Below are 12,728 nucleotides of genomic sequence, written 5' to 3' on the forward strand. Positions count from 1 at the left end.
GACCAGGCCGAGGCCCGCCGCCCCGGCCGCCGACCGCCCCCTCCCGCAGCGTAGAAACGTGGAGAAGTTGAAGAGAACGCTCGAACCCCCCGAGGCGGCGCCCCCCGGCAGAACACGCCTCCCCGTCCCCTTCTTCGACCAGTCCCGGAGCTTCGCGGAACTGTGGCCGCGCATCCGGGACAACTGCCTGCGGGTCATGGACCGGGGCAAGTTCTCGCACGGGGCCATGGTCGCCGAGTTCGAGGACGCCCTGGCCCGCTGGACCGGCGCCCGGCACGTGGTCGGCGTCAACTCCGGAACCGACGCCCTCGTCATCCTGCTGCGCGCCGCCGGGCTGCGCCCCGGCGACGAGGTGATCGTCCCCGCCTACTCCTTCGTCGCCACCGCCAGCTCCGTCGTCCTCGCCGGAGGCGTCCCGGTCTTCGCCGACATCGAGGAGCACGGGTACGGCATCGACCCGGCCTCGGTGGACGCGGTGGCCACCTCCCGCACCCGGATGGTCATGCCGGTCCACCTGTTCGACCGCCTGGCCGACATGGAGGGCGTGCGCGAGGTCGCCCGGCGCCGCGGCCTGACCGTGCTGGAGGACAGCGCCGAGGCCATCGGCATGCGGCTGCGCGGCGTGCACGCCGGGCTGCTGGGCACCGGCGGCGTGCTGTCCTTCTTCCCCTCCAAGACCCTCGGCGCCATCGGCGACGCGGGCGCGCTGCTCACCGACGACGACGCCGTCGCCGAGACCGCGCGGGCGCTGCGCCACCACGGCCGCTCCGGACGCACCCTGGACGACTTCCCCGGCATCGCCAACCCGACGGTCGTCGCGGGCTGCAACAGCAAGATGGACGACCTCCAGGCCGCCGTGCTGCTGGCCAAGCTCTCCCGCCTCGACGCCGACATCGCCCGCCGCGCCGAGCTGTCCGCGCGCTACGACGCCCGCCTGCGCGACCTGCCCGGGATACGCGCCGTGCCCGGCGCCGTTCCGCCCCACCCCGGCGGCAACCGGGTCGTCTACGTCCACCTGGTCGAGGCCGACGACCGCGACGCCCTGGTCGCCCACCTGGCCGAGGCCGGGATCGGCACCGAGACCTACTACCCGATCCCGCTGCACCTGCAGCCCTGCTTCACCCACCTGGGACACGCGCCCGGCGACTTCCCGCGCGCCGAGGTGGCCTGCGAGGGGGCGGTGGCCCTACCGCTCTACCCCGACCTGACCGACGCCCAGGCGGACCGGGTCTGCGAGGAGATCGAGGACTTCTGCCTTCGGAGGCACGGATGACCACGGCGACCGGGCACCGCATCCCCTTCTTCGCCCCCGACCTGTTCGACGCCGACCGCGACGCCCTGCTGGAGGCCGTCCACGCCACCGGCACCGGCGGCGCGCAGAAGTTCATCCTCGGCGAGCGCACCGCCCGCCTCGAACGCCAACTGCGCGACCGCCTCGCCGCCGCCGACGTCGTCGCCTGCTCCAGCGGCACCTCCGCGCTCACCCTGGTCCTGGCCGCCATGGAGATCGGCCCCGGCGACGAGGTGGTGGTACCGGCCTTCGGCTGCGCGCCGCTGGCCAGCACCGTCGTCGAACGCGGCGCGCGCCCGGTCTTCGCCGACATCGACCCGGTCTCCCTGACCCTGGACCCGGACGCCGCCGAGACCGCCCTCACCGCGCGCACCCGCGCGGTCATGCCCGCGCACCTGTTCTCGATGATGGCCGCCATGCCACGGTTCCGGGACCTGGCCGACCAGTACGGGCTGCGCCTGGTCGAGGACTCCGCGCTGGCCCAGGGCGGAACCCTCGGCGGCCGCCCCGCCGGGCTGTGGGGCGACGCGGGGGTCTACTCCTTCGTCCAGGTCAAGACCTTCGGCATGCCCGGCGAGGGCGGCGTGGTGGTCACCTCGGACGCCGAACTCGCCGTGCGCGTGCGGATGCTGCGCAACCACGGCCAGGACGGCACGCACCGCTTCCTGCACCACCGGATCGGCCTCAACAGCCGATTCGACGAGGTGATGGCCGAGTTCCAGCTGCACCGGCTGGGCGGGCTGGAGGACCGGCTCGCCCGCCGGGCCGAGATCTCCACCTACTACTCCAGCCGGTTCGCACGACTGGCCGGAGCCGGGATCACTGCGCCGCCCACGGGCGGCGACGGGCGCTGCCACTACGTCTACACGCTCCTGGTCGAGCAGCGCGACGACCTGCGCGTCCACCTGTCCGCGCACGGGATCGACACCCACGTGTACTACCCGCGCGCCCTGCCCGCCCAGCCCGCGTTCGCCCCGTACGCCCGGGCCGGGGCCCGCTGGCCCAACGCGGAGTCGGCGGCCCGGCGCAACATCTCCCTGCCGCTGTACCCGCACCTGGACGACGCCCAGGTGGAGCACATCGCCGACACCGTGTGCGCGTTCGCCGACCATTCTGGAAGAGCAAGATGACCGACCACACCGCCGCGCCCCCCGCCGGACCGGCGCCCGCAGCCGCGCCGCCCCGGGGCACCCCGGCCGCCTACGCCCGGCTGGCCAAGCTCGACATCTACGACTACTACATCGGCCTGCCCCTGGTACTGGCCATGCTCGCGCCCGCGCTGCGCTGGGAGCCGGGCACGCTGGGGCTGCTCCTGCTCATCCTGCTCGCCGAGGTGGCCGTGGTGGCCGCCATGGTCGCCTTCGACGACGTCACCGGTTACCGCGACGGCAGCGACGCGGCCAACTACGGCTCGGACGCGGCCCGCCGCCGGCTGGCCCGCAAACCCCTCGTCGCCGGGACGCTCACCGAACCGCAGGCCCTGCGCTTCGCCTGGGCGGCGACCGCGGCGAGCGCCCTGCTCTGGGGTCTGGTCGTCCTGGTCGCCCCGCACCGGCCCGCCTGGGCGGTGGCCCTGGCCGTCCTGTGCGTGGTCGCCTCGGTCCAGTACTCCTGGGGCCTCAAGATCAGCTACCGGGGCTTCCAGGAGATCTTCCTCATCGGTCTGGGCGTGGGCTGGGTCCTGGTGCCCTACGGTCTGCTCACCGGGGAGCTGAACGGCTTCGTCGTGGTGCAGGCCCTGCTGTTCGGCTTCGGCCCGATGCTCTTCGGCCTGTACTCCAACACCAACGACGCCGCGGGCGACCGCGCCGCCGGGCGGATCACCGTGGCCGCTCTGGTGCCCAGGCGCCTCAACACCGCCTTCATCATCGCGGCGACCGCGGCCGAGAGCCTGCTCATCAGCGGCTCCACCCTGGCCGGGATCTCCCCGTGGTGGTTCCCGCTCGTCCTGGCCCCCGTCTTCCTGATGCGGGTGGCCCAGCTGTTCATCGGGTTCGTCCGGGGCGACATCCTGCGCGCTCGCCGCCTCGCCATCCACACCCACCGGGTCACCGTGGTCCTGCTCATCGGCGCCCACCTGCTGGCCCCCGTGCTCCTGGGAGGCGCCGTATGAGCCAGGGGCTCGACGTCGCCGTGGTCGGAGCGGGCCCCGCCGGACTGGCCACCGCGCACGCGCTGGCCCGCGCGGGCCGCTCGGTCCGCGTCCTGGAGGCCGACGAGGCCGTGGGCGGACGCATGCGCACCCTGCGCGAGCACGGCTGCCTCATCGACACCGGCGCGGAGATGCTGCCCCCGGCCAAGGCCTACCCGGCCACCTGGCGGCTGATCCGCGAGGTCGGTCTGGACGCCGACCGCGGCGCGGTGCCCCGCATCCGCGGTGCCCTGGCGTCCTGGCGCGAGGGCCGGGCCCGACCGCACGTGGGCCGCCCCCTGGGCCTGCTCACCGGCGCCGGGCTGTCCCCCCGCGCGCGGGCCGACCTGCTGCGCCTCCAGATCCAGCTGGCCCGCCTCGGCCCGGACCCCGAACACCCCGAGCGCTCCCCGCTGGGCGCGCGCACCCTCGCCGAACTGCTCCGCCCCTACCATCCGGAGCTGCGCTACCGGCTGCTCGGCGCCCTGGCCGCCGGGTTCTTCGGCTGGGACCCCGAGCACACGGCCGCCGCCCCCTTCGCCGCGCACCTGGTCTCCGCGGGCAGCAGCGCCCGCTGGCGCACCTACCGCGACGGCATGGACACCCTCGCGCGGATCCTGGCCGACCGGCTCGACGTGGTCACCGGCCACCCGGTGACCGCTGTGTCCGCGGGCCCCGACGGGGTCAGGCTGGAGTCCCCGGCTGGCACGGTCACCGCCCGCGCGGCCGTGCTGGCCGTGCCCGCCCCGGTCGCGGCCGGGATCCACCCCGGCGCGTCCGGCGTCGAGCGCGCCTACCTGGAGGCCTGCGAGTACGCGCCCATGCTCCGCGTCTCCCTGGTCCTGGACCGCCCGATGGAACCGGCCGGGGCGCGCGGCGGCTTCGCCACCCTGGTGCCCGCCCTGGAGGACCCGCTGCTCAACGTGGTCACCGCCGACCACAACAAGCACCCGGGCCGGGTGCCGCCCGGACGGGGCCTGGTCTCCCTGGTGGCCTCCCCGCGCGGCGCCGCCGAACTCCTCGACGCCTCCGACGCGGTGGTGGCGGAGCGGCTCACCGACCGCGCCGAACCCCTGCTGCCCGGCCTGTCCCGACGCGTCGAGGCCGTCCGCGTGCACCGCTTCCGCCACGGCCTGCCCGCCGCGGGGCCGCGCGCCCTGCGCGAGCGCTCCGCCTTCGCCGTCCGCCCGCCCGCGGCCGTGGACTACGCCGGGGACTGGATCTCACTGCGCCCGTGCAGCGAGGGCGCGGTCTCCTCCGCGACCACGGCCGCCGCGCGGGTCCTGGCCTTCCTCGCCTCGACGGCCCCGACCCCCGTTCCCACCCCCAGTGAGGACCGACGACGATGACGCTGTTCACCAAACCCCTGCACCTGGGCACCCTCTTCGACGACCTGGTCGCGCGCGGCTCCACGACCGCCGTGCACCTGAGCAGGCCGCTGGACATCGCCCCCGGCCTGGGCACCGAGCTGGACGTGCCCCGGGTGGCCGAACTGGTGCGCGAGGCGGCCGGATGGCTCGCCGCGGCCGGTGTGCGGCCCGGCGACCGCGTCGCGATCGCCAAGCGCAACCACTGGGACTACGTACTGCTCAACTGCGCCGCCGCCCGGCTGGGCGCGGTGCCCGCCTCGCTGTCGGCGCACCTGGAACCGGACGCGCTGGAGGTCCTGCTCAAACGGCTGGACCCGGCGCTGCTGGTCACCGACACCGCCCTGCTCGCGGCGTCCCGGGAGGCGGGAGCCGACCCCGCCGTGCACGCGACCCGCACCCTGGTCGTCGACGGCCCGGCGGGGGCCACGGGTCCGGGCGGGAACGGAACGCCGGTCGGGGACGGGGTTCCCCTCGGGGGAGGGGGCCCGGCCGGGAGCGTCCTGCACCTGGACGACGTGCGCGGCACCGACGCCCCGCCGCCGCGCAGGCCGCACCTGGACGCGCCCCTGGCGATCATGCACACCTCCGGCACCACGGGCGTGCCCAAACTGGTCCCGCACTCCACCCGCACGATCATGCGCCGCCTGGCCGGGTTCGAGGCGCACCGCTGGCCCGTGCTGAGCAGCCGCCGCGACGACACGGTGACGGGCGCGTACTCCTTCGCGCACGGGCGCGCGCTCGCCTGGACCGCCAGCGTGCTGTGGCTGTCCCCGGCCGCGCTGTCCGTCGTCACCGGCGCCTCCTGGGCCGAGGCCGGGCCGCTGCTGGAGCGGCACCGGCCCACCACCCTGGAGGCCGCGCCCGCGGTCTTCGCGCGCTGGCAGAACCAGGCGGAGCGGCAGGACGCCCCGTTCGACCGGGTGCGTCTCTACGTCAGCACCTTCGACGCCGTGCACCCGCCGACCGTGCGCGCCTTCCTGGGCGCCACCGGCCACCGGCGCCCGGTGTGGATGCAGGGCTGGGGCCAGAGCGAGACCGGGCCGCTGACCTTCCGGTTCCTCACCCGGCGGGCACTGGTCGCGGCGAACGAGCGCCACCCGACCACCCGCCACCTGGGCCGCCCCATCCCCACCCGCACCAAGCTGCGCACGGTCGATCCGCGCACCATGCGCCCCGTCCCGGCCGGTACACCCGGTCTGGTCTTCTGCCGCACCGAGGCCCTGTGCCTGGGCTACGTCGGCGAGGAGGGCCGGTGGCGGTCCAAGCTGGTGGGCGCGTGGTGGAACACCGGCGACATCGGCGTCCTCAGCCGCACCGGCGCACTGCGGTTGGTGGACCGCGAGGTGGACGCCCTGCGCGAGGGCGGCTGCCTGGAGGTGGAGGACGTCGTGGACGACCGCCTGCCCGAGGTGCTGGAGTGCGTCGTCCTGAGCGTTCCGGACGGGCCCCCGGTGCCGGTGGTGGCCACCGAGAGCGGGGGTCTGGACACCGTGGCCTGGCGCGGCGCCGTCGCCGACCTGCCCGAACTCGCCGACCCGGTGGTGCTGACCTGGGACGAGCTGCCGCGCACCGGCACCGGCAAGGTCCGCCGCTCCGTGCTGCGCGACCAGTTGGGCCTGCGCCCCGACACCTGCGGAACGGGGAAGTGGACGTGACCGCCGCACCGGTGGGCGCGACCGTGCTCCCGCTGGCCGGGGCCGCCGCGCGGGCGGTGGGCGACTCGGTCGCGCTGCGGATCGCTGCGGCGCGCCTGGAGGCGCTCGGCTGCGCGGTCTCCCGGGTCGTGGGGCCCCTGCCCCCGCAGGCACCGGCCGGGTGGGTCGGTCTGGTGGCCGTCCCCGGTGAGTGGGGTCCGGGCGGGAGCGGTTCCGGCGCGGGCCTGGGCGAAGACGGATCCGGCGGAGAGGGAACCCGGGTGCTGCCGGTACCGGTCGGCTGCGCCATCGGCTGGTCCGGGCCGGTCGCGGCGCCCCTGGCGGGGGAGCGCGACGTCCAGGCCGCCTGCGGGCTGGCGCACCTGCACGGCCGGGCCCGCGGGGCACCCCGGTTCCTGGCGGTGGACTACGCGTCGGTGTGCGCGGGGGTGCTGGCCGCGCAGGCGGTGGCGGCCTGCGCGCTGGCCCTGGCGCGCGGCGGTCCGGCGCTGTCGGCGTCGGTCTCCGCGGCCCAGGCCGCCCTGCTCGCGGCGGGTCCCTACGTCGCCGCGGCCACGGCCCCGGACCAGAGGGCTTCGGCGGGCCCGACTCTTTCCAGTGGGACAGGAGTGACGCCCGGTGCCGGAACCGCCCCGCCGTTCCGCTCCGTTGACGGAGCGCGCTTCGAGATCGAGACCCTGGACGCCGAGGTCTGGCTGCGGTTCTGGACCGACCTGGGAGCCGCCCCGTCCGCGATCGCCGCCGGGTGGCCGCCCTTCCAGCGGCGCTTCGCCACCGCGGTGTGCCCGCTGCCGCCCGAACTTCCCGCCGCGATCGCGGTCGTGGACCTCGCCCGGGTCCGCCTGGCCGCCCGCGACACGGGCATGAGCCTGGCCCTCGTCCGCGACGCCCGGGAGGCAGAGGAGCCCGACCCGGCCTCGGAGTGGCGGCTGCGCGCGCGGGACGCCACCGGCGCCCCGGCCGCCCCGCTGGCACCGCTCGGCCCTGACGCCGCCGCGCCCCTGGCCGGGCTGCGGGTGGTGGAGGCCACCAACCGCGTGCAGGGCCCGCTCGCCGGGCTGCTGCTCGCCATGCTCGGCGCCGAGGTCGTGCGGATCGAGCCCCCGGGCGGCGACCCCATGCGCGGGGTGGCGCCGATGGCGGGTGACCGCTCCGCCCGGTTCCTGGCCCTGAACCGGGGCAAGGGCGCGGTCGAGGCCGACCTCAAGACCGAAGCCGGGCGCCGGACCGCCCGCGACCTGGCCGCCACCGCCGACGTCCTGCTCTACAACTGGCCGCCCGGCCGTGCCGAGGGGTTCGGCCTGGGCCCCGACGACCTCGCCGACCCCGCCCCAGGCCTGGTCCACGTGCACGCAGACGGGTGGGGCGGTCGGGCCCCCGAACCCGGCGCGCTGGCCACCGACTACCTGGTCCAGGCGCACGGCGGGGTGGCCGACCTCCTGACCGGACCCGGGCAGGAGCCCGCGCCGTCCCTGCTCACCCTCACCGACGTGCTCGGCGGAATCCTCGCTGCCGAAGGGGCCGTGGCCGCGCTGCTGCTGCGCGCCCGCACCGGCGCCGGGGTTCGCGCCCGGACCGCCCTGTCGGACGCGGCCCGGCTGCTGCGCCGCGCCGGACGCGGCACCGCGCCCACCGAAAGGAGCGGCTCGGCGCCCGGTGGTCGGAGCGGCCCCGTCCTCGTGGAGGACCTGGCGGCGATGGCCGACGAACCGGCGTTCGCGGCGGCCTTCGACACGGTCGGCGGCGCGTCCTGCGTCCGGGCCCCGTGGAGTTTCGCACCCGCCGCCGACGCCCCGAGCGCCGAGACGCGGCTACGTGACGCTGCCGCACGCCGGGGCGCGCCCGTCCGGAACGATCCTGCTTCCGGTGTCACCGTCGGCGCCCGCTGTGGCGCCAGCGGTGGCACCAACAGCAGGATCACCGGCCAAGAGATCCCACACGCCACACCGTCAACGTCTCCGTGCGGCGCCGTGGCCACTCACACGCCTGCGGAGAACCGATGACCTGGACCTCGTCCAACGGCCTGGAACTGCGCGACCTGGTCCCGGCCGCCCTGCGCGCGCGGTGGACCGCGCGCGGCTGGTGCCCGGGCCGGGACCTGTACTCCCTCTTCCGCGAGCACGCGCTCGCCCACCCCGGACGCGACGCCGTCATCGACGACCGCGGCACGCTCGACTACGCCGGGCTGGACGCCGCCGTGCGCCGCGCCGCCGCCGCGCTGGCCGCCGGGGGGACGGGGGAGCGCGACGTCGTCGGCGTCCTGCTGCCCAACGGGCGTGAGGCCGTCGTGGCCGAACTCGCCGTCGCCGCCGTCGGCGCGGTCGCGCTGCCCGTCCCCGACGGCCGCTCCCCGGCCGACGTGCGCAGTCTGCTGGACCGCTCCCGTGCCGCGGACCTCGTCACCACCCCGGAGCGGGCCGAACGGATCCGCCGCGCCGACCCGCCGCCGACCCTGCGCCGGACGTGGGCGTTCGGCCCGGCCCGCCCCGGGACGCTCAGCCTGGACCGGCCCGACGCCGGGACGGTCCGGGGCTGGCGTCCCGCCCGGCCCGACCCCGAGTCCCCGGCCCGCGTCCTGGTCTCCTCCGGCTCGGAGGGCGAACCCGGCATGGTCGCCTACAGCCACAACGCCATGGCGGGCGGCCGGGCCAACTACGTGGCGGCGCTGCACAGCGGACCCGGCCCCATGCGCAACCTGGTCCTGGTGTCGCTGGCCTCCTCCTTCGGCTCCTGCGGGGTGCCGGTGACCCTGGCCGGGCTCGGCGCGACCCTGGTGGTCCTGCCCCGCTTCGACCCGGCCGCCGCGCTGTGCGCGATCGAGCGGCATCGCCCCACCCACCTGATCGGCGTGCCCACCATGCTGCGGCGGATCGCCGCGCTGCCCGAGCGGGCCGACACCTCGTCCCTGCGCGCGGTGGTGGCCAGCGGCGCCCCGCTGCACCGGGAGGTCCGCGACTCCTGCGCCGCCCGCTTCGGGAGGCCCGTGATCAACGTCTACGGTTCCACCGACGGGGTCAACTGCCACACCGCCCGCCGCCCCGAGGCGTGGGAACCGGGCCTGGCCGGGCATCCCGCCCCCGACGTGGCCGAGGTGAGCATCCGCGACCCGCGGGGACGCCCGGTTCCGCGGGGGGAGACCGGCGAGATCTGGGCCCTGGGTCCGATGACACCGCTGTGCCACGTCGCCGCGCCCGAACTGGACGCCGAGCGGCGGGCCCCGGGCGGGTGGGTGCGCACCGGTGACCTGGGCCGTCTGGACCCCGACGGCGCGCTGCGGGTGGTGGACCGCCTGCGCCGGACGGTGATCCGGGGCGGCGTCAACATCTTCCCGGCCGAGGTGGAGCGCGAACTCGGAGCCCACCCCGCCCTCGCGGAGGCCCACTGCGTGCCCGTGCCCGACCCCGACCTGGGCGAGCGCATGTGCGCCTGCGTGTCCCCCGCCGAGGGGGCCGCCGCGCCCTCCCCGAGCGAGCTCATCGCCTTCCTGCGCGACGAACGCGGCCTGGACGTCCGCTCGCTGCCCGAACACGTGGTCGTGCTGCCCGAACTGCCGCTCGGCCCGACCGGGAAGGTGTGCACGGCCACCCTCGCCCGCGTCGCCGCCGAGACCGTCGGCGCGCACCGCCCGCCGAGCCGGGCGGCGGCGGACGGCGGTTCGGCCCCGCCGGGCCCCGTAGCCCGACCAGCCGGACCGGCCCCGACGACCCGACCGACCTGCCCAGCCCCGACGACCCGACCGACGCCGAGGGAGACACCCGTGACCGACGCCGCCGAGGACCAGCGCTACGTCTTCGACAACCACAGCGAGCACGCCTTCGACCAGCACCGCTTCCTGGCCGCCGCCTACGACCCCATGACCACCGAACGCCTGGAACAGACCGGTGTCGGGCCGGGGTGGAACTGCCTGGAGGTGGGTGCCGGGGGCGGCAGCGTCGCGCTCTGGCTGGCCGACCGGGTCGCCCCGGGCGGAAGCGTGCTGGCCACCGACATCAAGCCCGAGCGCGTCCCCGCCGCAGAGGGCCTGGAGGTCGTCCGCCACGACGTGGTCCGCGACCCGCTGCCCGAGGCCGCCTTCGACCTCATCCACTCCCGGCTGGTGCTGCTGCACATCCCGGAGCGGATCGCGGTCCTGGACCGCCTGGTGCGCGCGCTCAAGCCCGGCGGCGTGCTCCAGCTCGACGAGTTCGACATCACCTACGGCCCGGCGCTCCTCATGCCCGACGCCGAGTCCCAGAAGCTCTACGAGGAGTTCCAGGAGGCCAAGACCAGGCTGATGATCCGCGCCGGAGCCGACCCGGCCTGGGGGCGCAACGCCGCCGAGGCGATGCGGGGCGCGGGTCTGGTGGACATCGACCCCCAGCCCCGGCTGGAGCTGTGGAACGCCGACTCCCCCGGCGTGCACCTGATCGCTCACCACACCCGCCACCTGCGTGACGCCTTCGTGGACGAGGGGATGACCGACGAGCGGCTCGCCGAGGTGCGCGCGCTCCTGGCGGACCCGTCCTTCCGGGCCAGCTCCTGCGCGATCTACTCGGTCCAGGGCCGCCGCCCCCTCCGATAACCGCCGGTCGGCCGGTCGCGCCTGGGATGAGCCGCCGCGCCCGGTGCCCGGTCCTCACCCCCCAGCGGGACCGGGGGCGGGGCCGGAGGCGGGGAACCCCGGCGGGCGTCCGCCACCGGCGCGTCCCAAGAGTCGGATGCCGGGCACGGTGGGGCCGGGCGGGGCGCGCCCGGTCTGTCGGCGGTGTCGGCTAGGTTGCCCGCGTACACGCACAGCAGTGTTCGAGGAGGGCGACCATGGCATCGAGACCACCGCGTACCGACCGGGGGAGCAGGACCGTCCGCGCCTCCGCGGCGGCGGTCTACGCGGCGATGACCGAGCCGGACGCCCTCGCGGCCTGGCTGCCGCCGGAGGGCATGACCGGCCGGATCGACCGCTTCGAGCCGTGGCCGGGGGGCGGCTTCCGCATGGTGCTGACCTACCTCGACCCGGGGGCGGGGCACGGCAAGACCTCGGCGACGGAGGACGTCACCGAGGTCGCCTTCGCCGAGCTGGTGCCCGGGGAGCGGGTCGTGCAGCGGATCGACTTCGAGTCCCCGGACCCCGACTTCGCCGGGACGATGACGATGACCTGGACCCTCACCGCGGACCCGGAGGGAACCCTGGTCACCGTCGAGGCCGCCGACGTGCCCCGGGGCATCGACCACGCCGTCCACGAGGAGGCCCTGGCCTCGTCCCTGGCCAACCTCGCGGCCCACGTGGAGCGCTGACCCGGCGACCCGGTCCCGGACGGAGACGCCCGCCCGGGACCGGACCGCCCTGCCAGGCATCGGCGTGCTGTACCACCGGGCCACCCGTCCGACGGCCTCGCCCGCCGCCTCCGGTCCCTCCTCGGCGCGGACCCGCTCGACCGCGTACAGGCGAACCAGTTCGTGCAGGCGGTAGTGGTCCTCGCGCGGGCGCTCCACGAGGTTCGCGCGGGTCAGGCGGTCCAGGAGCCTTCGGGCCTCCGCCTGCGGGGCGCCGGTGAGCGCGGCGGCGGCCCCGCAGGAGAACTCCGGCCCCGGGTGCAGGCCCAGACGCCGGAAGAAGCGGGCGGTGTCGTCGTCCAGGGCCCGATAGGAAGCCGTCATCACGGCGCGCAGATCACTCAACTCGTCCTCCTCGGAGAGGGCGTCCAGACGTGAATCCTCGGCAGCCAGTTCGCTCAGCGCCGCGTCCGGCCGGTCGAGCAGCCGCTCGGCCGATCCACGGGAAACCGGGGAGGTCGGTACCGCTCCTGCCAGGAGACGACGGCGCCGGGTTCCCCAGATGCTGCGGAACCCGGCACCGAAGGCGGTCAGCCCTGTCTTTGGCGGTGGAGTTCGACGGCGGCGAGAACGACCTCGGGGGAGATGCGGACCGCGTTTTCCCCGGGCAGGGGATTCTCCACCTTCGCCCAGTCCTCCGGTGCCAGAGCGGGGCCCTGGACGACGAACTCTCCGGTGTCGCTGAGGTAGACGGAGGGGCAGCCCTTGCCCCCGGAGGCGGGGTCCTTGGCGAGCAGTTCCAGTTCCATGGATCTCCGTTCAGGCTTTGCGAGGGGCCTTCAGGGGACGCCGAAACTAGCACGCAGGCCTTGCGCCACAGGGGTTCTGGCCGTTTCCGGTCCGTGTGGTCCTGACCCCTTCTCCGTGCCTGCTCCACTTCCTTCACTGGTGTCTCGTCCGACACGAGCGTGTACAGCTCTGCGGGGTTCATGGTTGTTCTCCGCTCCTTCGCAGCGGTGTGGCGGGCGGGG

9 protein-coding genes are annotated in these 12,728 nt (G+C 75.9%); 8 read left to right on the forward strand and 1 reads right to left on the reverse strand.

The window, feature by feature from the left end:
• Nucleotides 1–67 precede the first annotated feature (67 nt).
• The 8 genes from UIS43_RS00970 to UIS43_RS01005 all read left to right on the forward strand — a co-directional run bounded on the left by UIS43_RS00970 (nt 68) and on the right by UIS43_RS01005 (nt 11,718).
• Nucleotides 68–1,273 carry a DegT/DnrJ/EryC1/StrS family aminotransferase gene (locus tag UIS43_RS00970; protein ID WP_370013214.1) on the forward strand — a complete coding sequence of 402 codons (1,206 nt, stop codon included), beginning with the start codon at nt 68–70 and terminating at the stop codon, nt 1,271–1,273.
• A complete protein-coding gene (locus UIS43_RS00975; RefSeq protein ID WP_370012190.1) occupies nt 1,270–2,421 on the forward strand; it encodes a DegT/DnrJ/EryC1/StrS family aminotransferase in 1,152 nt (383 codons plus the stop codon). The genes UIS43_RS00970 and UIS43_RS00975 overlap by 4 nt, the downstream gene beginning before the upstream one ends.
• Nucleotides 2,418–3,404, forward strand: coding sequence for a UbiA family prenyltransferase (locus UIS43_RS00980; RefSeq protein WP_071621827.1), 987 nt, complete (start codon nt 2,418–2,420; stop codon nt 3,402–3,404). Before UIS43_RS00975 ends, UIS43_RS00980 begins: the two co-directional genes overlap by 4 nt.
• Nucleotides 3,401–4,771 carry an NAD(P)/FAD-dependent oxidoreductase gene (locus UIS43_RS00985; protein ID WP_071621828.1) on the forward strand — a complete coding sequence of 457 codons (1,371 nt, stop codon included), beginning with the start codon at nt 3,401–3,403 and terminating at the stop codon, nt 4,769–4,771. The genes UIS43_RS00980 and UIS43_RS00985 overlap by 4 nt, the downstream gene beginning before the upstream one ends.
• Nucleotides 4,768–6,447 carry a class I adenylate-forming enzyme family protein gene (locus UIS43_RS00990; protein WP_013152494.1) on the forward strand — a complete coding sequence of 560 codons (1,680 nt, stop codon included), beginning with the start codon at nt 4,768–4,770 and terminating at the stop codon, nt 6,445–6,447. The genes UIS43_RS00985 and UIS43_RS00990 overlap by 4 nt, the downstream gene beginning before the upstream one ends.
• Nucleotides 6,444–8,450 carry a CoA transferase gene (locus tag UIS43_RS00995; RefSeq protein ID WP_370012192.1) on the forward strand — a complete coding sequence of 669 codons (2,007 nt, stop codon included), beginning with the start codon at nt 6,444–6,446 and terminating at the stop codon, nt 8,448–8,450. Before UIS43_RS00990 ends, UIS43_RS00995 begins: the two co-directional genes overlap by 4 nt.
• On the forward strand, nt 8,447–11,008 hold the full coding sequence (locus UIS43_RS01000; protein WP_370012194.1) for an AMP-binding protein: 2,562 nt from the start codon (nt 8,447–8,449) through the stop codon (nt 11,006–11,008). The genes UIS43_RS00995 and UIS43_RS01000 overlap by 4 nt, the downstream gene beginning before the upstream one ends.
• Nucleotides 11,009–11,244: 236 nt before the next feature.
• On the forward strand, nt 11,245–11,718 hold the full coding sequence (locus UIS43_RS01005) for an SRPBCC domain-containing protein (RefSeq protein ID WP_013152497.1): 474 nt from the start codon (nt 11,245–11,247) through the stop codon (nt 11,716–11,718).
• 569 nt (nt 11,719–12,287) lie between these two features.
• Here UIS43_RS01005 and UIS43_RS01010 read toward each other — a convergent pair.
• Nucleotides 12,288–12,506: a hypothetical protein gene (locus UIS43_RS01010; protein ID WP_013152498.1), complete on the reverse strand. Its 219-nt coding sequence runs from the start codon at nt 12,504–12,506 to the stop codon at nt 12,288–12,290.
• Nucleotides 12,507–12,728: the final 222 nt, after the last annotated feature.

The organism is Nocardiopsis sp. LDBS0036, from assembly GCF_041228755.1.
In the GTDB taxonomy this organism is placed as follows: domain Bacteria; phylum Actinomycetota; class Actinomycetes; order Streptosporangiales; family Streptosporangiaceae; genus Nocardiopsis; species Nocardiopsis dassonvillei.